Here is a 25,096-nt window from a genome sequence, read left to right as displayed (position 1 = left end):
TGATCGCACTGTCAATTTCAGAACAGATCTTATTAAAAGTTATTTCATAAATGCTATTTAGATTTTTGAGATCTTTACAGTATATCAAGATGGGAGAATTTAACTGATGATCAATGGGCTATCATTAAACAACTTATTACAGAAACACCAACTCGAGAAGATGGCAAAGGTCGTTCGCGTATACATAGCGACAGAGAAATTCTTAATAAGATTCTTTGGATTCTAAGAACCGGTGCATCATGGATTGATTTACCTGGGCGGTTCTCCTCTTCTTCAACTTGCTGCAAACGTTTCAGCAGCTGGAGTAAAAGTGGTGTACTTTCGCCAAATGCTCGAAACGCTGGCCAAAGACCTTGGAACAAGAGGCGGAATAGATCTATCAGAATGTTTTATAGATGGCACCTTTGCGGTGGCAAAAAAGTGGCCCCATGCGTTGGAAAGGCTAAGCGCGGCAAAGGTACGAAGCTCATGGTTATTACTGAGTATGCCTCCGGGAAGTTTAAGATTGAATACAAATTTTCATAGTAGCTTTGCGTAAGGCGTGTATTTCCTAAACATTATTGTTCTTTCCAGTTATATGGTAGTAATGTTTTGATCTGATTGATAGGCATTTCATTAATATCCCTGCTTAGAACATCTTTCAGCCAGTTATATGGATTAACATTGTTCAGTTTGCAGGTAACTAATAAAGAGTAGAGTAAGCCTGCTCTTTGCGCTGCATCATGGGATCCACAGAAGAGATAGTTTTTTCGGCCCACAGCCACATTTCTCATGCACCTCTCAATCGCATTATTATCGATCATCAGGTTACCAGTATGAGCATACAGACTTAGTTTTTCCCACCGTTTTATACTATATGCAAACGCTTGTGCGATAAGGGATTTAGGTCTCAGTTGTTGGTATTCTTTTTTCATCCAGTCATCCAATGCTTTTAATATGGGCAGACTTTCCTTCTTACGGCGATCTTTTATTTGTTCTTCATTCAGTTGTTCTTCCTGGCAGGCCTGTTCAATCGCATACAGTTTTGCAATCTCCTGTTATGCATATGATGCAAGCTTTTCATTATTACTCTGCGCATCATAAATCTTACGGCGCGCATGAGCCATACAGTAGAAGACTGTGATATCCTCTAATGGCAACTCGTCGTACACGGCGTAACCATCAGCCTGCAGATGGCCTTTAAAATCCTTTAAAATATTCAGTGGTCTTTCACCTCCACGACCAGGCTGATAATCATAATAAATCATTTTGCCATCACCTGTTGTCTAAAACGGAGGTCATTGGTTCTTCTTCAATTTTGGTGATAGATAATATCATAATACCTTTGAATTAGAGAAACGTACGCCCCAAATGAATTTAAATTTTCTTTCTTTTGAAAGCCATAGTCAATTTGTCATAAAAGTCATAAGTATTGTAAATAATTAAGTGAATCTACATGTTGAGTCCAGGTTAAAGACAGCAAAATGCCCAAAATGTTCCCGAAAAAGCTCTACTGTGTCTAAAACGGAGGTCATTGGGCCATCCGTAATGGAGCATACCGGGCCAGTCAAAACGGTAATATTGGGCCAAAAAGAACGATCCGTATCTGCCTAAAACGGATTTTAGGTGCCGATCTTAAGATTTCACTCACTAAAACGGAGGTCATTGGGCCAAAAATAAGGTTTCCATCCACTTCAAACGGAGGTCACTGGGCCAATTCAATATCCGTAGCCCCAAAACGGAGGTCATTGGGCCACTTTCCATGATTTGCAATAGTCTTGTGCCTAAAAAGCAATAGGTATATGGCGGGTCAAAGAATCAATGTCATGGAAATACGTACATTAATTTCACTGAAACAGAAGGGATGGAGCAATCGTAAGATTGCGGATTACATTAAGGTCAACCGTAAGACTGTAGACAGTTATATGACCCGCTTTAAAGCATTGGAGTTATCCTGGGAGGCCTTATTTCAACTGGAAGATGCTGAACTTGCAGACCTTTTTACAGAAGATAGCCAGACAGAAAAAGAACGCTATGAGACATTGGCCGGTTACTTTAGCTACTTTGAAAAGGAACTGCTGAAGCCTGGTTGTACACTAGGAGCATTACATCAGGAATACCTGTTTAAACACCCCGACGGATATCGTTATACACAGTTTTGCTGGCATATAAGGCAGTGGAACAAAAGAAGTACTCCGGGAGGAAAACTATTACATAAAGCTGGAGATAAGCTGTATGTAGACTTTTGCGGGGATAAGCTCTCCTACATTGATAAAACAACAGGAGAACTGAAAGCCGTGGAAGTGTTTGTTGCAGTGCTGCCCTGCAGCCAATATACTTTTGTAAAAGCAGTATCATCACAGAAAAGGGAGGATCTGATCACTTGCTTATCATCCTGCCTGCAGTGGCTTGGTTGAGTACCACAGGCTATTGTATCAGATAATCTCAAAAGTGCAGTGAGCAAAGCACATAAATATGCACCACTGATCAATAAGACATTGGCCGACTTTGCACTGTTCTATGGGTGTGCGGTAGACCCTGCCCGCCCATATCACCCACAGGACAAGGCCTTAGTTGAACGTGGAGTAGAGTTGGTATACCAGCGAATTTATTATCCCCTATCCCGTCATACCTACTTTTCTCTTGAAGAGCCCAATGCTGAGATCAGCAACATGCTGGTCACTTATAATGATTACCTGTTTGCTCATGGTGGTACAACCCGTCGACAACAATTTATTGATACTGAAAAAGAATGGTTGCAGCCATTACCACAGGGGCGTTATCATCTGCGGCAATACAGACGCGCCAAGGTGCAGAAGACCAGCTATATCTATCTCAGTGAGAATCGCAACTACTATAGCGTGCCCTATCGATATCAGGGACATCATGTAGAAGTACAGTATAATCAGGTGTCAGTAGAGATCTTCTACAACCATACCCGCATAGCTAGTCATCGTCGCTGTTTTACACCTGGCCATTATACTACAGTCAGTGAACATATGCCCTCTACTCACCAAGTTTATAATGGCTGGAGTCCTCCGTTTTTTGAGGATAAAGCAGCACTTGCAGGCAATAACACGCTTCTTTATATCCAAAGATTGTTAGGTCAGTATAGCTATCCGGAAATCGCTTATAAGCAATGCCAGGGCATACTTGCCTTAGGAAAGGATTATACTATACAACGCCTTGAACAGGCCTGTCATCGTGCTCTGGAATATCATAAAGCCGGCTATCATACTGTTGAACGCATTTTAAAGGCTGGGCTTGACCAGTTGGAAGAGCCGCCAGCGGCTCTTCCAACTATCCCGGAACATGTTAACATCCGTGGAGCAGCAGCATACCGCTAAGTTCACTATCAGCAATATTTATTAAAAACAGATCATAAATGAACGAAAACAACACCGTAGAGAAACTACGCCGGATGCATCTGAGAACTATGGCTCATCTTTACCATCAAACCCTTACTGACCAGCATTATGCACATTGTACAGCAGATGAACTTCTGGCATTGCTGGTGGATGCTGAATGGGAGCATCGTCAGAAAACCCGGATAGAAAGCCTGATCAGACAGGCTGGTTTTAAACAGATCGTATCACCACAGGATATTGATTATATGACTAATCGTAATCTTGACAGGAATGTACTAGAGCGATTACTTAATTTACAGTTCCTGGATAAGGCTGAGAATATTATTATTACAGGCCCTACGGGCTGTGGTAAAAGCTTCCTCGCACAATGTCTGGGTGTAAAAGCATGTCAAATGCTTAACCGCACACATTATTACCCTGCCACCCGCTTCCTTGACAAAGTTAAATTAGCCAGGCTGGATGGATCTTACTCTAAGATGATACGCACAATAGGCAAGCTGCCCTTATTGATCATAGATGATTTTTTATTAACTCCGGTAGATCAGCCCACACGAACAGCCTTACTTGACTTAATAGAAGAACGATACGAGAAGGGAGCTACTATTATATCTACTCAGATACCCGTGGAACAGTGGCATCCCTTAATAGGAGAAAGCACAATGGCTGATGCGATATTAGATAGACTTGTGTACTCTTCCCACAGAATAACACTGACAGGAGAGTCTTTGAGAAAGAAAAAGAAACTTACTGCTTAACTTTTAATCAATACCCGTAATATTGCAATGGAAAGTGGCCCAATGACTCCGTTTTGCCTGGCCCCATATCCTCCGTTTGGGCTGGCCCAGCATCACCGTAATAGACACTACTGTACATAGTTTTTATAGAAGAAGAATAAAAGATCTCCCAGCTTTTGGCAATGAAGTAATTCTGAATTTGCTGTGTAAAAAATTCTTTTGTAAAAACGATGATTGTGATCGATCTATATTCACAGAGCGATTTAACGATCATTTTAAGCCCTATTCACGGCTGAGTATTAGATTGACAAGCAAATTACTCAAGACCGGGCTATTAACAGGAGGAAACGTGGGCTCAAGAATATGTAGACTCCATTGTATTAATATTAGTGCCTCAACAATTTTACGTATCGTCCATAAAACACCTATTGTACCATTAGTTGCTCCCAAGATACTTGGAATAGATGATTGGGCCTATAAAAAAGGTGATCGATATGGAACAGCTCTAGTTGATCTTGAAAAACATCGGATAATTGAACTCCTCCCTGACAGGGATTCAAATACAATCAAAAATTGGCTAATCAATAATCCTGGAGTAGAAATTATCACAAGAGACAGGTATTCAAATTATGCAAAAGGAGCTACTGAAGGCTGTCCAGAAGCTACACAGATAGCTGACAGATTTCGCCTATTACAAAACCTTAGCGAAGCATTGAAAAAGGTACTTGATCGAAATTACAAGACATATAAGCAAATGTTTGAAACAACCAACCTCATTAAGAGATGCGAAAATATTAGTAAGCCATTAGATATATTGCCTATTTCCTTACCCCTAGGTTATAATAAACGATTGATTCAAATGGAAGAAGTGAAAATGCGGCACCGAAAGGGTGAATCACTTCGAAAGATAGCATCTTCAGTAAATCTTGACAGAAAAACTGTAGCTAGATATCTTCAGCTTGAAGAACCACCAATAAAGGTAACTCCCCCGAAATATAATTTTTCAGAATTTACCAGTTATATACTAGAATTTATCAATAAATCTGAGGGCACCCCAATTAAATTATTGATTAATGAGATTAAGAAGATGGGATATAATGGAGGTTTCACAACTGCATATAAATTCATTAGAGAAAATTTCAAAGTCCACAATGCGAAATCCAAGCCTGCCATTGCCAAGCATTTATATTTTCCGGCAAAGGCCGCTTTATTATTATCCCAGTCCCCTTCAAAATTAAGTACCCTACAGAATGAAATAGTAACAACGATTTGTTCCGCCACTCCAGATATAAAGCAAGCCAGTATTCTATCCAGACAATTCAGAAACTTATTGATATTAAAAAGGGGAGGACTTACTAAGAGGTTTGAAATTTGGATTGGAAAAGCCCTTAGATGTAAAGCATCGGAAATTAGATCTTTTGCAAAGGGATTATTATCAGATTTTTCAGCAGTGCATAATGCCATTTTATACAAATGGAGTAATGGGCAAGTTGAAGGGCAAATTAATAAACTTAAAACCATTAAACGTCAGATGTACGGAAGATGTAGTTTTGATCTTCTAAAACGTAGGCTGATCATGGGTTTCGAATAATATAATGAAAGGGTTTCCTTCACCAAAATTGAAGAAGAACCTTTGATCCCATATTTTTTGCGCCAGTTGTAAAATGTAACTTCACTAATACTATATCTCTGGCAAAAGTCTTTTATGCTCTGACCCTGGCGCTCAAAATTCTCTATAAGAGGCCGAATTTGTGCGGGTGTTAATCTGGATTTGATTGTCTTTTTCGCTTTGGAACTCATAATACTTTTGAGATCCAAATTATCACAATGGAATTTTATGACCAGCGAGGGGCTGCTTGGAGGTTTACATATTACTGAGGTAACTCATTTAAATTTTGGACTCAGTTAAGAAAATCATTTTTGCAGTAATAAATAAGGGAATCATGCTTTTGACATGATTCCCTTATTATTACCGTTCTCTAAAAAAATAATATATATGTATTATTTTTTACATGTATACATATTTATGAACATTTTAAATTGAATCAATTGGAAGTCCAGAAGGTGGGCTTGGAATTACATAATCATATTCAGTTGATGATCGCATATGAGTTTGTTGCGTAGAAATACTTTCGGTCATCCATTTAGGAATTGGTTTTCCTTTTAAGTAAAAATCAAAGAATTGAGTCATTCGGATATAAAGATCTCTTTGATCATCTATATTTGAGACACCATGGGTGCTGTTTTCACTTAGGTATCGAATTAGCCAGGCTTTCTTTCCACATCTTCTTAAGGAAATAAAGAATTCTATGCCTTGTTGAATATTAACATTTCCATCTATTTTGGTAATCACAATTAATAAAGGGGTATTTACATTTTTTGTATAAGTTATTGGCGAGTTACGTAGGTACCTTTCAGGATCCTTTGCCAAGCTGACTCCCATTCTAACCTGCCCATTTTCATATATTTCTTCCCTTAGTCCAGGAATATTTCCATAAGCACTTACAAGATCACTCACTCCAGAAATGGAAACAAGCGCTGAAAATTTGTGGCTTAAGGCTGCCAAGCAATTTACACCATATCCTCCGAAACTACCTCCACTTGCACCATAATGAGTGCTATCTACATATGGCAAGTGAGATATATAATCTGCAGCGCCTTCTACGCAATTTACAATACTATTTGCTGTTTCCCCTATTTTAAAGTGAATGTCTGGAACACAAACCAAGTAGCCATGGTTTAACATAAGAGGGATGTTAAAATAATATATACTTGTATAACCAGGAAGACGAAAATGATTTAGCTTAAAGCTTTCTTGTTCATAGAAATTGAAGAGAACTGGGTATTTTTTGGTAGAATCGAAGTTCTCGGGTTTATATAGCATTGCATTGTAGGTTTCTCCCGTCTTAGTTGTATATTTAATTAATTCAGTTGTAAACCAATTGTATTTTTTTTCAGGTTCAATATTGGATAAAGGTTGGAAAGTTTTAAAATCATTAGTCCAAAAGTAATTAGGAGAATTTGTAGCGCTCATTCTTTTTACTACCCAAATGTTTGCACTTTTTGCCTTTTTTATTTCATCATAAGTATAATTCCCCATTGATAATAATTCCGGATCTTTTTTAATCCCAACTTTGATCTTATAAAATCCAGTTTGCTTATTTTCTTCATTAAAAGCAGATATTATTATGTCTTCATTTCTTTTGCATGATAGGTTATCAGGAATCGTGCGAAAGATAATGTGATGCTTTCTGCCCAAACCATTGGTGAGGTTAATCGGGGAAAAAGAATTTTTACAATTTATCATCCACAAATCGTAATAATCGGAAACTATTATATTTGAATCCGTGCTCATGAAATTTTTAAAAAATAATCCACGACTCCTCTGCGTTTGTGGTTTTTCCTGGAAATTGTTAAATTCCGGAATTGGCAATTCAGAAGTTAAATTAGAGACTACTTTTTCACTGACATCGGTGCTAAATATATTGCCCCAGGGTTGATAGCTTCCGATGACGAAATTACCTGATGGGGACATATTATTATCAATATAATCGGTTTGAATTCTAACTGTATCTTCAGTATCAATAAATAAAATATAATCTTTATGGTGACTTTTCTTATTCCAGTAAAACTGAATACCAGGAGCTTCAGAGCTTTCAATAAAGATTTTTTTTTCATCTTCTGATACTTTTTTGATACTTTCATTTTCATGTTCTATTCTTTTAAATTTATGGGTGATTGAATTATAGGCACAGGTGTAGCGAGTTGGACTTAACGGTAGGTTGATATTAAATATTCCATCAAGATAGCTGGAAATTCCTACTTGGGTTGCTGAAGATGCTTCGGTAGGAACAGGTTGGGTCATATTAAAAAACAATAATTTTCCACTATTACTGAAGCGCACCAGATCAGGACTAACCAACCCCAAAAATTCTTTTACGTTTGGTATTTCCAATGGGGTGATTTTTTTACCATTATTTATATCATATAAAAAAAGGGCTGAGTTTACACTGAAAGCAATATGATTACCTTTGGAGTCCAATATCAGATTCTCAATAATATTATTACCTTTCCAGATTAAGTTTTTTTTTCCTGTTTTTATGTCGACTTTATATAGACAATTTAAGTCATTTTCATGAGCTACAAATGCAATAACTTTACCATCATAGGATTGCTTATAGTATAAGCAATTTTCAAATTTCTTCTTTTTATTATTGTTTAAATCAAGAATTACAAGATTATTTTCTTTTTCGATAAAGGAAATCATAGATCCACTTTCATTTATTATTTGATCATCTTTCACGTTGGGAAATGAATCTATTTTATTAGTTCCTAGTTCTAAACTAGTTAATACTTTATTTGAGTATTTTTTGAAAATTAAATACTTGCTATCAGATGTAAATGTAGCGTTTCCATCTAAATCAATTTCTGTTTGCCAATTTCCATTAATTGCCTTGACAATTGCAATTTTGGATGAAACGTTACGTTCAACTACGGGTCTTTCCTTATCAAAACAAATATATTTCCCATTATTTGAAATAAGATAATAAGAATAGATTAAGGTTGGAAAATTTTTAAGATCGCTGGTGTCTAATAATGGCTTAGATAAATGTTGTCCATAGTCAAAATGAATAAATATTAATATAATTAAAGATGTTAAAATAGACTTTTTCATAAAATTTAGTTTGGATTATAAGTTTCTTTTTGCGGTTGTTTTTAGGCCTAAATAAATTGTTATTATATGGCTGACATTGTGAAATTTTAATATCCTCAATATTTATTTAAAACTAAGAAAATACAATGCGATCAGACGTTATTAACATGTCATTTATAAATAAAAATAAGTACAGATAAACACCGGGTTTATCTGTACTTGGAACCATACTGTAAGCTTGATATTGCAATAGAGAGACATTCATAACATCTATGAATTAAATTGTCTATATTCTAATTCGATATTTTTACTCATCGGGAAGGACCATCCAAATAAAACCGGTTGATAGTTTCTCTAGTCTATAAACTCAAAATGCATAAATAGAAGTTAGATAGCAGTATATCATCTTAACTTAGTATTAATGACCCTACCATTGTCCATTACGACCCTTATCGGGCAGCCTATATTGTTTACCCCAGGTATGCCTGAAATTTATTCCAGCTACTACTTAAGAGGAGCCAAACCCTACTATGCCTATAGTGAGAGTTTTGGTTATCTTATTTGCCAGCAAATATCAAATCACAGTTATACAGGATGGCTTACTCACTTCATTCTATCTAAACCTGTAGAAATGAAAATTTCTTCCAATGTGGATGATTTATTAATGTATTACACTATTAAAGGGAATTTATACTATGTATTTGATAACCAGGAAAGCTTATCCAGTGACCATCATTTAAACCTGGTGGTTTCACGAAAACTAAAAAGTATAATACGATTCAAGAACCCCGGTATTTATAGTGCATTACATATTCATGTTCCAATTGTAGGATTACAGGAACTTTCTGAGAGCTTTCCTGTCGTAAGTACATTTCTTGACAAGGCCGAAAATGGTCATGCAGTCCCATTACTGGACCATAACATGGCTGCTCATGGCCGCTTAAGAAATATTGTCGAAGATATTTGCGAGCGGCAATTACCGAATATCGCCGGAGAAAAATACAGGGAACAGAAAATTGGTGAATTAATCATAGAATCTTTAGATATGCTCACACGATACCTTACAGACACCAATGGCCTAAGTACGGCTGATCATGAAAGAGGAGAAAAAACTGAGGTACATCTCCTAAACCATCTTCATCAACCATCGCCACCTACATTACGCCAGCTTGCAAGGTTTGCAGGTACTAATGAAAAGAAACTTGAAGATATCTTCAAGCTTCGACATGGTGTGACGGTTTATGACTTTTTTCAGAATGCCAGGATGAGTATAATTTATAGAAAACTTACAGAATCTACAATCCCTTTACAGGATCTGGCAGATGAGTTTGGGTATACGGATTATTCCAGCTTTTCATATGCTGTAAAGAAAAGATTTTCTTTAAGTCCCAGAGAATTGAGGAAAAGAAACCCTGTGTGAATTTTCAGGTTTTCGATAACTCTATATTTTTGAACTTCGCCCCTAAAGGAATTAATGTAGACTTCAACTAACTTTAATAGGGAGAAATTTAATGTTAAGTAATTTCTCTGCTTAATACGAAAAGAACATTTAATGGTATATTGAGGAAAACTAAACGTCCTGGTTATCTAACCGGGACTTTTTCAAAGAATCAATTTCATGTTGAATTATTATATCGAAGTTGAAGCTTTCATGTCCATCTCATTTTCATCAATAGCAACCTCTTTCCTGGTTTCCTTAATAAGGCTCCCCATAAAAATAACTGCGAAAGCCAATGTATAGATAAATGGAAAAACCTGATATCTTAAAACGATTGGAGACGCTAAGACGCTAAAGGCTAAATTTACTCCCCAAACAAATATCAGTAGTATTATAATTTTCCTTGAAATAATATTTATTTGATTAAAACCATTCATAAATATAAAACCTAAAAAGCAGGAGATAAAAAGAACATTAATAATGGCCAGTAATGTGGGAAATATGCTTGTTACCGTTATTATTTTGTCCTTCGAAAATCCATGTACTTTGTTTGTTTTATATTTAAACCAATCTACTGCGCTTGTATTGATAGTATCATCACCCATGTTATAAGCAGCCAGAAATTCTGTTGAAGGAGAGTAATAATTAATTAAATTCGGTATAAGATAGTATTTTGTAAATTCAATCGGATATTGCCTTATAAGCCAGGATCCATATTTTTTATACAACGGAGCCAGCTGGACCCACTTCTTAATATAAGGTGTTGTTGAATCTCCGATGGAATATTCCGCAAGATAACGCTTCATTGGAGCATTGTCATTCCATAAATAATAAATACCAAGCGATTGGTCTGGTCTTTTTAGTTCATTTACTCCATTCAATGAATCCATATGATGACGGGTGAGTTCATGTAGTTTCACTAAAGAAGGAGGTACTTTTGTTGGAGTTTTGGGTGCTACATGTGCATACATATACATTGCATTACTTGCTAATTGCCAGCCACCAAATGGTGAAAATTGAGTTGAATCATATTTTTTATTGTAAAGCCATGTAGTATAAGCTATGAAACAGCATACAGGCAGGCATATGATAGCCAACCTGGTTATTTTTATCTTATGACTAACTCTTGATAGTAATACAACTACAATACTAAACATCGGATAATAAAGCGCATTGTATCTTACAGAAAATACTATAAATAGAACTAATCCATGAATGATAAAAAGATCTGTTGTAGGCTTATATATTATCCACAATAAAGTGGTCAACCATAATAAACTAAGTGCTGCAAATAAAGCATCGCTACCAACGAAATCACTGACATATAACCAAAGCGGATTTAAGATGAGTAAGATAAATAGGATCCTCACTGGCCACTTACCTGGATTTAAAATATACCTGATAGTTAAGATAAAAAAAATAATACTCCCTTGTAAAAGAATATATTGTATAAAAAACAATCCCATCCCGGTATGATTAAATACACTAACAAAACGCAGGAACTTAGAATATCCAACGGGCCAGGTGTTTATATCAAAATTGTAAAAAGCAGCTTCAATATAGGAATAAGAGTCAGGTAAAAAATTGGGGAACGGATACAGGTTTTTAAAAATAAAATACTGGGTAAGTACTGCTATTATTGATAAAAATAGTATCAGACGGGTTTCGGAATCATTTGAAATGAACTCTTTGAAAGGAGTGGGTAACATATGTTTATTAAAAAACATAATTTGGGGATTTAATTTTTAGCTATAAGTAATTATCAATCCAGGTGTTTTTAGACAGCTAATTGTAAACAATTAATTTTTAAATCCTTAATCTCAAGGACCTAAACATCTTCGTGTATGTTAGGCTGCAGATTATTTTGAGTTATTTTCTCGAGGAAAATTATTGCAAATGAAAATTCTATTATGGAAATAAAAATTTGGTAACGCAAAACTACCGCCGCTGCCAGGATATTAAACCCAAAATCAAATATCCATAGTAACCCTATTATAATAATCACTTTTCTATGCCTACTGCTCATATTCTTTAAACCGGTCGTTGCGGCTAATGAAATGAACGTAAGTGTAAACATAAAGTGAATAATGATATTTAGTATAGGATAATTCATGAAAATCGTATACCTCAGATCTATAGTTGATTGCTTTGAAGATATTGTCTTTAAATTGAACCATTTTCTGGCGGCCATTCCTAAGCTATCCGTTCGGATTGTAAACGGATTTTCATTATCAGTATAAACTTCCGGAGGAGAAATAAAGTACCGTTGAATATTGGGCCATATAAAATATTGAAAGAATGCGATTGGATTTTTTATGATCAACCAAAAACCATAGTCCTGATAAAGCGGAGCCATTTTTGAAAAGGTATCCAAATCCAGTGGGGAACCTACTTTTCCAGATACTGAATCTCTATAGGTTAATAAAGGAGAAGGATGAATATACATATAGTAACTGCCACTGGTAGGATCAGGAGTAAACAAGTCTATGGTGTCTTTTTCTCTCTTAAAATAGCTTCTCACGTGTACATCGAGTGGTTTTAGTCTTTGAGGAACCGCGTATTCGTTATTGCGATATATATGTTTATACATGTATAAGGCATCATTAGCTAACTTCCAGCCTCCAAAGGCAGAAAATTGTTTTACTTTAAACGTAGATTCATTTTTTTGAATTGTGAATAGTATGAAGGCTATTAGTAGCGTATATTGGAGAACTATGCCAGTCAATTTGTAGAATAATTCTCTTTTAAGAAATAAGAATGCAATCGTTGATAAGATGGGATAATACAGTGCATTATATCTAACAGTGAATACTGTTAAAATAAGTAGGGAATGGGTTATGAGAAACCAATACTTTGGACTTATAAAGAGCCAGATAATATTTGTTATCCATAAAATGCTTAAGGTAGTAAAGAGGGTGTCAGATAAAATCAGATTACTTGTATATAATAATATTGGATTGAAAATAAGGAATGCAAAAAATACAATTGATACCCATTTCGGAGGATTAAATAAATACTTTAAGGTAAAGAAGTAAATCAAAAGGGAACAGTTCAGTAAAAAGTATTGAATAGTCACAAAAAAAGTTGGCGAATGTGAAATTGTGCCTATTAACCTGACAAACCAGGAGTAACCAATGGGCCAGGCATTTACTACAGCATTAGATGCGGTTGCGTTTAAGTAATAATATGAATCAAATATGACATTGGGATGCGGGTAATTTTTTTTGAAATTCCACCAGAGTAAAATTGTTAATATAAATGCTGATATTAAATAAATGAGATTTTCTCTGGTATAAATAGTATTATAATGGGTTTTATGCTCCGGTTTTTTAGACCTTGATCTTGACATTGATATTTCCGGTTTGGGGGTTAATAAAAGGAACCAAAATTTAATGTCAATAAGCGCAAAACACTTAGTAGATTCAGAATTTTTCCGTGATTAAGGAACCTTAACATGAAACATACTCTTTATCTCCAAACATGTTTATTTTTTTAGAAAATTACATTTGTTTTGTTCAACTACAATAACCCCATATTTAGCAATATGAAAAATAGACTTCTTCCATTGGCCTTACTTTTCTTTTTATACTCATGCACAACACAAGATCCTATTAAAACAGACAAGGAAGGTAAACCACTACCAAGTTTTACTTATCAGGTTGCTAATGATGAGTATCATAATACTTCTGAAATTAATTCGGAGAAAAAGACCGTGTTTGTATATTTTCGAACATATTGCCCCTATTGCCAGGCAGAAACTGATGATATCTTAGATAATATTGATAAAATGGATGATTATCATTTCTACTTTATTTCTGCTGATACGCTGCCCCTGATACAACACTTTGTTGCACAACATAAATTGGATAGGTATCCTAATGTAACTGTAGGCAGGGATACTGCCCGTTTTTTTACCAAATATTTTAACACAATTGGTGCTCCATATACGGCTATTTATAAAAAGGATAAAAGTCTGGCAGCACTTTTTATGGGTAAAATTGGTGCCAGAGAAATAAGGAGTTATTAGGATAAAGATCTTTACTAAACTCCTGACTTAATAAAAGTACCTCACAATATTGAAATGAATAATTTTCCTGATTTACCATTTAGAGTAAGGGAAGGAAGTATCGGTTCGTCTAATATCATTTATTCAATTGTTGGGATTGGAATTAGTGTGTTTTTATGGTGGTTATTTAAATATTATTACCCTTACCCTAATCTGACTTTTGACTCCTATCATTATTTGATGAATATGTATTTAGATACCAATGCGGCTGGTTGGCCGGTGGGGTATTCTAAATTTATCAGATTATTAGGTTCAGGTTCTCATTCAGCTAATTTCCTCGTGGGGATTCAGTACTTTACTATTCAGATTTCTTTTTTGTTTTTTTTTATTACGTTCAGGTTATTTTTTTCTCCAGGGAAGTGGGTATCATTGCTAGTCTTTATTTTCCTATTTGTTAGTCCAATCAGTCTATTCAATAGTAATCATATTCTTTCAGATCCGCTTTATTTAGGGATAAGCACTATATGGATCACTCAAATACTCTGGATCATATTCAGGTTTAGACCATTCATGATTATTACGCAGGCGATTTTGCTTTTTATTTTGTTTTATTTAAGATATAACGCTTTATATTTTCCAATCATTACTGTATTTGCATTTGTTATATCAAATACAAAGATATCATGGAAGATCGCGGGTATAGTATTGTCAGTCATTTTGATTGAGGGACTTATTCAATATACCAGCAATGAGATGAAAAAAATAACAGGAGTAAGGCAGTATGCTTATTCAAATGGATGGAAGCAGGCCAGTAATGGGTTGTATATTTATGAACATTATTATAATAAAGAGAAAGCACCCCCAAAAGGCAAATTTACAGAACTAGATAGTATGGTCCGTGATTACTTTGACCACCCACATCAGAATGTAAGTTTATTTTATCCGGATCAGGAAATTACGCTGGGCAGTTTTTACATGGCAGTTGGAGGCACACCTTTATATGACTATATGCAAAAGAAATCCGGGTATACAGACTGGAGCCTGGATTTCCACCGAACGGCTCCATATGGACCCTTATATCGTGCTTATGGTAACTATTTAATATTACATCATCCTATTGGTTACCTTAAGTATGTAGTGCTTCCGCATTCATTATCATACCTGACCCCATATCCTGAAATTTTTACGGAAAATCTACCAGCATTTTCTCTCTGGACAGACAGCACATATGGTAAAGTAGCCCGCGACTGGTATAAATTAACTACACTGAAGGTGCCGGATCGATATATATTATTAAGGGAATATATTATGCGTCCCTATCCATCTATTTATACTATTGTTCATCTTTTATTCGTCCTGACACTCTTGTTGTTTATTTATTTTAAAGGGTTTAGGCTATTAGGTGGAATACATACTTATGGTTTGCTTAGCTTGATTCTATTGTGTGCAGGTAATTTTGTATTTACAATTTTATCCACAACAAGTGTGTTGAGATACCAGCCAACAGTAATAGCTATTGAATTTACCCTGGTTTGTTATTTTATTGAGTTAATATTATTGTTTGAAAAAAATAGACCAAATTGAAATGCATTCATCTAATTATAAATCCCCTCAAATTAGCAGTACCGGAATTTATAGCCTGGTTGCTATAATAATTAGTTTTTCCTTTTGGTCATTATTTAAAGTATACTATCCATTTCCTAATTTAACCTTTGACTCCTACTACTATATTGAAGCCGCCGTGTCAAATTCAGCGGTTAGCACCTGGCCGGTAGGTTACTCAAAGTTTATTAGATTAATTGGGATTTTCACTCATTCGGGAAATGTATTGGTTACTATTCAATATATTATTTTACAATTTTCATTTCTTTTTCTTTTCCTATCTATTTACAGGCTGATTGTTCTAAAGAAATGGATTTTTAATCTGATTTTTATTTTTCTGTTTATTAATCCTTTATTCCTGTTTGGTAGTAACCATATAATGTCGGATACATTGTTTACCGCACTTAGTGTATTGTGGGTTACACAGCTGATTTGGATAGCATATAGACCTAAGCCTTATATGGTATTTACTCATGCTATTCTTTTGTTGATAATTTTTACAATTCGTTATTCTGCATTATACTATCCGGTCATTTCAATATCTATCTTTTTGTTAAGTCCCCAATCTTTCAAATGGAAATTATTGGGAATTGTGGTTATGATTTTATTTCTACTGGGGTTTGTCCAATACACCAGTTATAAAATGGAGGTAGTTACAGGATCCCGGCAATTCTCCTATACGGGTGGGTGGAAGCAAGCTAATAATGCATTGTATATGTATGAGCATGCTTTCAGACAAAATAAAGGTACCGTACCCGATAAGTTTAAGGTAATTGATAGTATTTCTCAAAGCTATTTTAGTAAGCCACATGCACTGGTGGATTTATTAGAACATATGGATGTTACTACAGGGACATGGTATACTTCTTTTGATCCCTCTCCATTAAGGCAATATATGAAGGTAAGTAAGGGGATTGATCCAGCGACATCTGATTTTAAAAAGTTAGCTTATTTTGGTCCATTTTATAATGATTATGGGAACTATCTTATTAAAAAGTATCCGCTGACGTTTATAAAATATGTGGTTACACCTAATATAATCACCTATTGGTTTCCAATTTTAGAAATTTATGATAGACATCTGCTTGCATTTTCCTTAATGGATACAGAATTTGGCAAAATGGCAAGGCAGTGGTTTGGACTTAGAACAATAGCCGTTCCGGAAAACCTTATTAATTTAAGAGCTGAAATATTGGCTCCTTATGGAATGGTATTTACAGTTGTTCATATTCTTTTTCTGTTTACGTTTGTGGCATTTTTATTAGTAAAAGGGTATAAAGGAATAAGTAAAATTTATGTTACTACTGTTTTTATGTTGGCTGCAATTTGTATAGTCAATTTCTTCTTTATAATATTAGTAGCCCCAAGTGTATTGAGATTTCAGTTGATTGTGTATATTCTTGAGTTTATTAATGCATTGCTTATTATTAATGTTATTACTTCCCAGGATAATCTAAAGAAAGGCTGTTAGATTTATTGTTTTGTCTCACTAATATTTTGGGTATGAAATATCCATTTAATTGCAGATATGTCTAACTACCATAGTCTCCCTGGCTATAAAACCAAGTTAACAAAATTTTGATTTCTTATAAACTGCTATTTAAATGAGCCGGGTTGTCATTGAAATCGATGTTATATGCTATTTTGTCATTGAAATGTTATACACGCATTATAAATGCAATAAGTAGTTCTCATCAAATTATATATTTTATGGCAAATGAAGTTTACAAACCAGGTCAAGAAGTACCTAAATCAGGCATTTACAAAGTTACTCATGATACTAATCATAATGAAGAGCATGAGGTCACTGCTGTCATGGGCGAGCGTTTTCCACCTTGTAATCATTGTGGCAATCACCCTCGTTTTGTATTAGTTCGTGCAGCTCATCATATTAAGAATCACGAAAATTTTAGGTGATAACTTCTTTTTCTTTAATAGCTTTTATCTCCACTGAGTAATCACCATTTTCCAACTTTTTGTATAAATTATCTGCACTTTAGATGGTTTATAGCATCCTCTATAAGCGGGGCTATTACTTTTTTGTTGCTTGTCTCATTTTAAGATAACTCCCCATATTTACCTTTATTTACTATTCAGATTTCTGTTTATAATCAGCAAAATAATGAACAAGGACTTCGTCAAAATTATTTAATTGTGTAAATCATCTGATAGTACCCTTTTTTCGATCTGTTCTTTATCATTCCTAATAAATGTAATTGATATTAATGCGGTCAGAAATTCTATTATTATAAAAGTGAACTGAAACCTAAGTACAGATGCTGCAGATAGTATTGTGAAGAGAAAGTTGGCAATGCAGATGGCAGAAATAAACAGATACGATTTTCTTGTATGTGTATCCCATTGTCTGTATTGTTTCTGAGAAATGAGTGCGATGAGAGACAATATGAAAATTGCATGGATAATAAAAAATAATAACGGATAAGGACTTAAAATAACTGCCCTGATTTCAATAAATTTCTTAGGTATAGTTATAGAACTTAGCCCAAACCAACTCTTAGCCATCTCCCCTAAATGATTTGACCAAAGATAATAAAGGTCATTAGGTGTTCCATAAATTTCAGGAAAGGGAAATAAGTAAGCCATGACATCTGGCAGCACTACATATTGGAGATAAGGAATGGGATGGTGAATAATCAAATATGTGCCATATGAATTGAAGAAAGGTCCAAATGGTGCGATGTTTTTGAATTCAAAAACATCGGCATTCTCTCCTAGTTTGATCCGGAGATATTGCATAAGAGGGGATTCATAAGCTGCAACATAAAAACTACCGGTTGTGAAATCCTGATCAATATTATAGAGGTCTACATGTGTATGTGGGCCATTAAAATAGTTTTTAGTCAGCTGATGGAGTAATTTGAATTTATCGGGCACAGGTGTGTTGTCCACTGCTGCGATATGTTCATACATGTATAATGCATTAGATGCCTGCTTCCAGCCGCCTGCAGATGAGAACTGGCGGACACCACCCACTTCTTCCATTTTGATTCTGGTGAATTGAATAAAAGATCCCAGTAACAAAAAAGTTAGGCCAATTCCTGCAATTTTACGCCAGGTGGATTGAGGACTAATAATGTAGACAATAATGGTGAATAGCGGGAAATATAAAGCGGTATACCGAATGGAAAATATGATGGTTAACAGGATAGCTTGTGTAAATATCATATACGGTTGAGGACGTTTTATCATCCATAAAAGTTGACAAATCCAGCAGATTGCCAGACTGCAAAAAAGGATATCCGACATGATGTGGTTACTGCCATATATAAACAGTGGATTAAGGAATAGAAAAATGAAGAGGATAATAGATTGCCATTTGCCTATTTGGAAAATATTGTGAATAGTAAGAAAAAGATAGATAAAAGAGGCCTGGAGTAAAAAATATTGAACAGTAACTAATAGTTTGTGAGAATGAGAGATATAGCCTACAAGACGAATGAATTTGGAATAACCTATTGGCCAGGATCCTACAGCTGAATTTTCATAGGCAGCTCCTATATAATAATAGGAGTCGATTGTAATAAATGGATAGGGGTAAATGAGTTTAAAAATGAACCAGATGATGAATGTAACAATAATGGCAGTGGTAATATAATAATAGGTTGAGCTCCTTTGGGACTGAAGAACAATGGATGGTAACGACATTTAATAAGAGGTTTGTAGTGAAATATAAGGTTTGGGAAGGAAGATATGTTTTGGAGATCAGGAATATGAAGCAGGTAAACGTTATGATGCTAATTTAAATAACACGTAACAATTTGGGTCATGCATTATAATGACAATATGAAGATGTTACCTTTACCCATGTAATGCAACCATCAGTTTATGAAAAACGGATTTGTTATCCTCATTAGTGCCACTGCAGCATTAGGTGGCTTGTTATTTGGTTTTGATACAGCTATCATCTCCGGTGCAATTTCATATATACAGAGTTATTTCAATATGGATGCTGTGGCGCTTGGTTGGGCTGTAGGATCTGGTTTGATTGGATGCGCACTTGGATCAGTAACAGCGGGATACTTATCTGACAGGTATGGCCGGAGACTTTGTTTAATAATTTGTGCTTTATTGTTCGCAATATCTGGCCTTGGGGCTGCAGTTTCACATTCCCTTTTTTCTTTTATATTATTTAGAATTATTGGCGGCATTGGAGTGGGTTCTGCGGCAATGGTGTCTCCAATGTATATAGCTGAGATTGCCCCTTCGTCTGAGAGGGGAAGATTGGTAGCCTTATACCAGTTGGCGATCGTAACGGGTATATTGTTGGCTTATTTTACTAATTATGGACTAAATGAGACTGGCGTAAATAACTGGCGATGGATGTTTGGCAGTCAGTTAGTTCCTTCTTTGTTATTTTTAATTATGTTGTTTTTTGTACCCGAAAGTCCTAGGTGGCTGGTAGGTAAAGACAGGATCAATGAATCTATGGTGGTATTAAAGAGAATAGTCCCATCGTTTCAATTACACCAGGAGTTGGAAGACATTAAAAAGAGTTTTTCCAGTCATGAGCAGATCTCCATTGGTCATTTATTTGAGAAGAAGTATAGCAGGGTAATAATAGCCGGTATTTTATTAGCGGTGTTCCAGCAGGTGACGGGGATTAACGCCATCCTGTATTATGCCCCTGTAATATTTAACCAGACCGGGATCGGTAATAATGACTCCCTGGTATATACAATTATCATCGGCATAGTAAACGTTGTATCCACATTTATTGCAATAGGTTTGGTAGATAAAGTGGGAAGAAAGCAGTTTTTATTAATTGGAAGTATATTAATGGGACTCTCACTTGTGATAGTAGCAGTTTGTTTTTACCTGAAATATTTCCAGTATTATATCATCCTGATAGCAGTATTGGTTTATGTAGCCAGCTTTGGTTGCACATTAGGTGCAGTGACCTGGGTGTATTTGTCCGAAATTTTTCCTAACAGAATCAGAGCTTTAGCCTTGTCTTTATCCACGTTTGCATTATGGATTGCTGATTTTATTATTAGCTATAGCTTCCCTATTATGACTACACACATGACTACATCAGTTACGCTGGGTATTTATGCGTTTTTCTGTGCGATTGCATTTGTTTATATGGTTACAAACATCCCTGAAACCAAGGGTAAATCATTAGAAGAAATAGAAACATTATTTGTATGAACACTGATATAAATGCTTACAAAGAATTAGGGTATGTAGTGGTACCTGATCTTTTCACGTCTGATGAAATTGCTTCTTTGAAAAAGGAGACTGCTGATATATTCAGAGGCAGGAGAGGAGTGATAGAAGGTATGCTTGATACTGATGATAGTATCGGTGATGAAGATGTACTCAAACAGTATGTAGCGATTCATTTTCCGCATAAACTGTCCCCTGTTATCTATAAATCCTTGTTTCATAAAGGTATAGTAGATGTCCTGACTAAGATTATTAGCCCAAATGTTAAATGCATGCAATCTATGTTGTTTGTAAAGGGGCCAGGGAAAGCTGGGCAATCATGGCATCAGGATGAATTTTATATTCCTACAAGAGACAGGACATTGACCGGTGTATGGATCGCTATAGATGATGCAACAGTAGAGAATGGCTGTCTCTGGATTATTCCAGGAAAACCAGGGTACATTATGAGGCGGGTAGATAATAGTAGTAATGAATATGCAGATGTGGATACCGTTGATGTAAGCTCATTTGCAGGAGAAGCTATCCCTGTGCAGGTGAAGAGCGGATCAGTCGTGTTTTTTCATGGATATACACTGCATAGTTCATTAAGAAATAAGACGACAAACTGTTTCCGGACAGCATTGGTAAATCACTATATGAGTGCAGAATCAATGTTACCATGGGATCAGGATGGTAATTTACCACCAACGGAGGATTTGAGAGATATCGTTATGGTAGCGGGGGATGATCCTTATTCCTGGAAAGGTACAGTAGATGCAACAAAACCATATTTAAGGCCTGAAAAATTGGTAATTAAAACAACTATTTAGTGCAACTGAAATTCTTTTGTCCCAGATGGGGGAGTGAGAACCTTTCCTGGGAGGCTTTTATGGTTAAGGTAAAGCGGGAAGGATATGATGGTATTGAATATGCCATTGCAACCGATACCACGGATGCTATGCTGGATGAGGTCTGGAATTTGGCAGAGAAGAACCAGCTTCAAATATTACCGCAGCATTTTGATACTAATTCTCCCGATTTCAATAGACATTTTGATTTGTATGCGAAATGGATGGAAAGAGTGAAGCAATATCCTCATGATAAAATTAATTCCCAGACGGGGAGAGACATCTTTTCTTTTGAACAAAATAATGCTTTGATTAAACTTGCCGGAGCTGGGGTGATTCATGAAACACATCGCGGAAAATTTAGTTTTGCAGCGCATATAACAAAGCCATATCTGGAAGCTAACCCTGAGCTGCAGCTTACATTTGATATCTCTCACTGGGTAAATGTTGCAGAATCTTACCTTGAAGACCAGGTCGAGGCTGTTGACTTAGCTATCAGCCGGACTGCTCATATACATTCCCGGGTAGGTTTTCCGGAAGGGCCACAGATTCCGGATCCGAGATTACCGGAATGGCAGGATGCTGTAAATAAACATGTGGCATGGTGGCTTAAAATAGCCGAACGATACCAGGAGGATGAGACATTGACTATCACTACGGAGTTTGGTCCATTTCCGTACCTTACTCATAAAGTAAGTCAGTGGGATATTAATGTGTATATGATGGCGTTACTCAGGAAAAAACTTACTCCGGTTTCTGCCCGACAATAATGACAGACAATCCAGCCTGGTTTAGTGTTATGCGATCTATTACACGGAAAATAGGAACCAATTTATTATAGAAGCTCAGTTGTCCTGATGGCAATTGTCTTTTACGGAGAATAGTACCGGAAACAAACCAGCCTAAGATGCCTGCCAAATTAAAATACCAGGTTTGCAGGATATTTATTTGCTGGGAAATGAATAGTTCGCTGACCGTTTTTCGGGTATACCGGCGGTAATGTTCCAATTCTACATCAAAACCGTTATATAAGGTTTGGTAGGCAGGCACTAATATGATAAGGTGGCCGTCTGGTTTTAATAATTTTTTGCAATTTGCAATTGCCAGCTGGTCATCCTTGATATGCTCGATAACATTTAAGGCGAATACAGTATCGAATTTTCCTGTCAGTAAATTATACCTGCTTTCAAAATCTGCATCGGCCAGGTCAATCTGGAAGATGCCTTCTACCAGTGGTTGATTGGCGAACTTCTTATCCAAATGGTTGCAATAATAGTCACTATAATCACTGAGGGTAATAGCCAGGTTGTTTTTAACAAAACACTCAGAGATATTACCAATACCACTACCTATCTCTAGCACCCTGCCTTTGACAAAGGGGAAAATACTTTCAAACATCCAGTCGTTCAAACGATCGACAACACTTAGGTTTTCAAGTGTGGAGAGGCCTATTTCATCAACTGTTGATCTTGCCATTGGGGCTAATTTATAGTTGGGATACTTGTTTTGTCTTTACTGTTGCTTCCTGTTTAAGGTGTCGGGAACTGAGCAAACCATATTTTATTATACACCAGACGGTTCTGACTCCATCTTTCCAGTTTATTTTTTTCCCTTCTTTGTAAGTGCGTCCGTAATAGGATATGCCTACTTCGTAAATCCGAAGATCTCTTATTCTGGACATTTTGAGGGTTACTTCCGGTTCAAATCCGAAACGCTTTTCCTCAAGGTATAACCGCTGGATAACATCTGTCCGGAATAACTTATAACCTGTTTCCATATCAGTCAGGTTGAGGTTGGCAAACATATTGGCGAAGAATGTAAGAATACGGTTTCCCAGGGTATGCCAAAAGAAAAGTATTCTGTGAGGGCTGCCGCCCATAAAACGTGATCCATAGACGACATCAGCAAATCCATGTACGATAGGCTTTAGTAAGACATTGTATTCGAAAGGATCATATTCAAGGTCTGCATCCTGAATGATTAGGTATTCCCCGGTCGCCAGTAGTATTCCCGCCTGAATAGCGGCACCTTTACCGCTATTTACAGGGAGAGCATGGTATTTTATCCTGATTTCCTTGTAGAGATTCATATATTCCAGAATCAGCTGTTCGGTATTGTCGCCGGAGCAGTCGTTGATAATGATTATTTCTTTTTCAATGTCGCGGATGAGCAGAACGGATCTGATTTTGTCTAAAATTTGGGTAATTGTTTTTTCTTCGTTGTATGCGGGAATAATAATGGAAAGTGTTTTTAGTTCTTTCCAGGGATTGGCTTTTGGCGGGGCTGCAAGGTTAAGCGTATTATGCATAGGAGCAACATTTGAATTTAAATGTATTCATGGGTTAATTCAAATAGAAGATCCCTGGGGTTAGGAAAATTCTTAGTTATACAAATAAAGAGGAAAAGGCTGAAGTGTCACATCAGTTATGAAATTTTTGATTATTTAGAAACTATACAGGCTAATGTCTAATACAAAGTAGTGTATCTGTTCCATCATTAATTAATTGGGGAAATTGAAGCCGTCAGGAATGGCTAATTATTATTCGTGGATAATGATATTATATACACATTGGAGAAAAATATCCTTTGAGGTTAATTAATAAAGGGTTCATTCAGTGTTGTGATCAGGATATTATTCTTTACCTAATGCAACATTGTAGATTGTAATGAGGTAAAGAATAATTTCTGATCAAGTTAATTTTGATTGTCGGATAGGCTTTTTTTACAAAATTTATGTAAGTAATTAATTGAAATTCCTCAATAATAATTCTTTTTGAAGGAATAATTGTAATTCTATTTTAATGGGGCACGTTGGAGACTGCCTCTTTTAACGTGCTTAAAATTTCATGTGTTGAATTAAAGGGATGTTTCAACTTTTACCGCAATATATGTTTTATTGGGACCAGGAATGGTGCAAAATAATGTAGTTCCAGTTTCGATGTGAATATATTTGGTAATTAATACAGGAACATAAATCCGTTTGTTGCCAATTATTATTCCTATAGTGGTATAACAAAAAAGTGTTCCGGTAAATCTGTTTTGGGCTTTAAATGCTAAGACACCGCCTATAATGCTTATTAAGCCAATAGCGCTGAGAATAAGATTTGATTTTTTCATAGTATTGTTTTTTTAGTTATAATTTAAAATGGATTTTGGTTTTAGATCAATGAGGTCAATTGCAGTTCAAAAAGCCATTCTGTTATCTCTAATGTGGTAGGTTTTTTTCTGTTGGGCGGGATGGGATTGTTATTTTTTATTGAAAGAATGTCAAATTCAATTAACATTCTTTTTAATTTTT

General features: G+C 35.7%; 21 protein-coding genes and 1 pseudogene. 13 read left to right on the top strand and 9 right to left on the bottom strand.

Features of this window, described 5'->3' with window-relative positions; translation table 11 throughout:
• Positions 1 to 81: 81 nt before the first annotated feature.
• Positions 82 to 525, top strand: coding sequence for a transposase (locus DXN04_RS35610; RefSeq protein ID WP_116854341.1), 444 nt, complete (start codon positions 82 to 84; stop codon positions 523 to 525).
• Between the two features lie 32 nt (positions 526 to 557).
• On the opposite strand, the pseudogene tnpC reads toward DXN04_RS35610, so the two are convergent.
• A pseudogene (gene tnpC, locus DXN04_RS35395) lies at positions 558 to 1,247 on the bottom strand (IS66 family transposase).
• A gap of 534 nt (positions 1,248 to 1,781) precedes the next feature.
• Here tnpC and DXN04_RS15685 point away from each other — a divergent pair.
• The 4 genes from DXN04_RS15685 to DXN04_RS15670 all read left to right on the top strand — a co-directional run bounded on the left by DXN04_RS15685 (position 1,782) and on the right by DXN04_RS15670 (position 5,672).
• Positions 1,782 to 2,396 (top strand): transposase, encoded by a 615-nt coding sequence (locus DXN04_RS15685; RefSeq protein ID WP_116854289.1) that lies wholly within the window; start codon positions 1,782 to 1,784, stop codon positions 2,394 to 2,396.
• 39 nt (positions 2,397 to 2,435) lie between these two features.
• The gene (locus DXN04_RS15680; protein WP_158569037.1) at positions 2,436 to 3,326 is read left to right on the top strand and encodes a Mu transposase domain-containing protein; all 891 of its coding nucleotides are present in this window, start codon (positions 2,436 to 2,438) and stop codon (positions 3,324 to 3,326) included.
• Between the two features lie 38 nt (positions 3,327 to 3,364).
• Positions 3,365 to 4,102 carry an IS21-like element helper ATPase IstB gene (istB, locus tag DXN04_RS15675; RefSeq protein ID WP_116854287.1) on the top strand — a complete coding sequence of 246 codons (738 nt, stop codon included), beginning with the start codon at positions 3,365 to 3,367 and terminating at the stop codon, positions 4,100 to 4,102.
• Between the two features lie 76 nt (positions 4,103 to 4,178).
• On the top strand, positions 4,179 to 5,672 hold the full coding sequence (locus DXN04_RS15670; RefSeq protein ID WP_158569036.1) for an ISL3 family transposase: 1,494 nt from the start codon (positions 4,179 to 4,181) through the stop codon (positions 5,670 to 5,672).
• On the opposite strand, the gene tnpA is transcribed toward DXN04_RS15670, so the two are convergent.
• Together tnpA and DXN04_RS15660 are read right to left on the bottom strand one after the other, a co-directional pair.
• Entirely contained in the window at positions 5,609 to 5,881 is a 273-nt protein-coding gene (tnpA, locus tag DXN04_RS35785; protein ID WP_116854285.1) for an IS66 family insertion sequence element accessory protein TnpA, read from the bottom strand. The genes DXN04_RS15670 and tnpA overlap by 64 nt on opposite strands.
• Before the next feature lie 235 nt (positions 5,882 to 6,116).
• On the bottom strand, positions 6,117 to 8,756 hold the full coding sequence (locus tag DXN04_RS15660; protein WP_116854284.1) for a S9 family peptidase: 2,640 nt from the start codon (positions 8,754 to 8,756) through the stop codon (positions 6,117 to 6,119).
• Positions 8,757 to 9,156: 400 nt separating this feature from the next.
• Here DXN04_RS15660 and DXN04_RS15655 point away from each other — a divergent pair, with 400 nt between their 5' ends.
• A complete protein-coding gene (locus DXN04_RS15655; protein WP_116854283.1) occupies positions 9,157 to 10,155 on the top strand; it encodes a helix-turn-helix domain-containing protein in 999 nt (332 codons plus the stop codon).
• A gap of 209 nt (positions 10,156 to 10,364) precedes the next feature.
• On the opposite strand, the gene DXN04_RS15650 is transcribed toward DXN04_RS15655, so the two are convergent.
• Together DXN04_RS15650 and DXN04_RS15645 are read right to left on the bottom strand one after the other, a co-directional pair.
• On the bottom strand, positions 10,365 to 11,900 hold the full coding sequence (locus DXN04_RS15650; RefSeq protein ID WP_116854282.1) for a hypothetical protein: 1,536 nt from the start codon (positions 11,898 to 11,900) through the stop codon (positions 10,365 to 10,367).
• Between the two features lie 101 nt (positions 11,901 to 12,001).
• Positions 12,002 to 13,522, bottom strand: coding sequence for a hypothetical protein (locus tag DXN04_RS15645; protein WP_116854281.1), 1,521 nt, complete (start codon positions 13,520 to 13,522; stop codon positions 12,002 to 12,004).
• A 195-nt stretch (positions 13,523 to 13,717) separates the two neighbouring features.
• Here DXN04_RS15645 and DXN04_RS15640 point away from each other — a divergent pair, with 195 nt between their 5' ends.
• From DXN04_RS15640 to DXN04_RS15625, 4 genes are all read left to right on the top strand, one after another.
• Positions 13,718 to 14,200, top strand: coding sequence for a TlpA family protein disulfide reductase (locus DXN04_RS15640; RefSeq protein ID WP_116854280.1), 483 nt, complete (start codon positions 13,718 to 13,720; stop codon positions 14,198 to 14,200).
• A 54-nt stretch (positions 14,201 to 14,254) separates the two neighbouring features.
• Positions 14,255 to 15,763, top strand: coding sequence for a hypothetical protein (locus tag DXN04_RS15635; protein WP_147319944.1), 1,509 nt, complete (start codon positions 14,255 to 14,257; stop codon positions 15,761 to 15,763).
• Positions 15,741 to 17,252 carry a hypothetical protein gene (locus DXN04_RS15630; RefSeq protein ID WP_147319943.1) on the top strand — a complete coding sequence of 504 codons (1,512 nt, stop codon included), beginning with the start codon at positions 15,741 to 15,743 and terminating at the stop codon, positions 17,250 to 17,252. The genes DXN04_RS15635 and DXN04_RS15630 overlap by 23 nt, the downstream gene beginning before the upstream one ends.
• 239 nt (positions 17,253 to 17,491) lie before the next feature.
• Positions 17,492 to 17,698, top strand: coding sequence for a YjzC family protein (locus DXN04_RS15625; protein ID WP_116854277.1), 207 nt, complete (start codon positions 17,492 to 17,494; stop codon positions 17,696 to 17,698).
• A gap of 231 nt (positions 17,699 to 17,929) precedes the next feature.
• Here DXN04_RS15625 and DXN04_RS15620 read toward each other — a convergent pair whose 3' ends face one another.
• Positions 17,930 to 18,991 (bottom strand): hypothetical protein, encoded by a 1,062-nt coding sequence (locus DXN04_RS15620; protein WP_147319942.1) that lies wholly within the window; start codon positions 18,989 to 18,991, stop codon positions 17,930 to 17,932.
• Positions 18,992 to 19,627: 636 nt separating this feature from the next.
• On the opposite strand from DXN04_RS15620, the gene DXN04_RS15615 reads away from it, so the two are divergent.
• The 3 genes from DXN04_RS15615 to DXN04_RS15605 are packed head-to-tail and all read left to right on the top strand — an operon-like array spanning position 19,628 to position 22,568.
• Positions 19,628 to 20,950 carry a sugar porter family MFS transporter gene (locus DXN04_RS15615; RefSeq protein ID WP_116854275.1) on the top strand — a complete coding sequence of 441 codons (1,323 nt, stop codon included), beginning with the start codon at positions 19,628 to 19,630 and terminating at the stop codon, positions 20,948 to 20,950.
• Positions 20,947 to 21,780: a phytanoyl-CoA dioxygenase family protein gene (locus tag DXN04_RS15610; protein ID WP_116854274.1), complete on the top strand. Its 834-nt coding sequence runs from the start codon at positions 20,947 to 20,949 to the stop codon at positions 21,778 to 21,780. The genes DXN04_RS15615 and DXN04_RS15610 overlap by 4 nt, the downstream gene beginning before the upstream one ends.
• A gap of 59 nt (positions 21,781 to 21,839) precedes the next feature.
• Positions 21,840 to 22,568, top strand: coding sequence for a sugar phosphate isomerase/epimerase (locus DXN04_RS15605; RefSeq protein ID WP_147319941.1), 729 nt, complete (start codon positions 21,840 to 21,842; stop codon positions 22,566 to 22,568).
• On the opposite strand, the gene DXN04_RS15600 is transcribed toward DXN04_RS15605, so the two are convergent.
• From DXN04_RS15600 to DXN04_RS15590, 3 genes are all read right to left on the bottom strand, one after another.
• The gene (locus DXN04_RS15600) at positions 22,543 to 23,274 is read right to left on the bottom strand and encodes a class I SAM-dependent methyltransferase (RefSeq protein ID WP_116854272.1); all 732 of its coding nucleotides are present in this window, start codon (positions 23,272 to 23,274) and stop codon (positions 22,543 to 22,545) included. The two genes, DXN04_RS15605 and DXN04_RS15600, sit on opposite strands and share 26 nt — an antisense overlap.
• A gap of 10 nt (positions 23,275 to 23,284) precedes the next feature.
• Complete coding sequence (locus DXN04_RS15595; protein WP_116854271.1) at positions 23,285 to 24,106, bottom strand: glycosyltransferase family 2 protein; 822 nt, start codon at positions 24,104 to 24,106, stop codon at positions 23,285 to 23,287.
• 548 nt (positions 24,107 to 24,654) lie between these two features.
• Entirely contained in the window at positions 24,655 to 24,915 is a 261-nt protein-coding gene (locus DXN04_RS15590; RefSeq protein WP_116854270.1) for a hypothetical protein, read from the bottom strand.
• Between the last annotated feature and the right edge of the window lie 181 nt (positions 24,916 to 25,096).

Origin of the sequence: Chitinophaga silvisoli (genome assembly GCF_003412465.1) — a bacterium.
Taxonomy (GTDB): Bacteria; Bacteroidota; Bacteroidia; order Chitinophagales; family Chitinophagaceae; genus Chitinophaga; species Chitinophaga silvisoli.
Note: the sequence above shows the minus strand (reverse complement) of the source record. Positions and strands in the feature narration are given on the sequence as shown.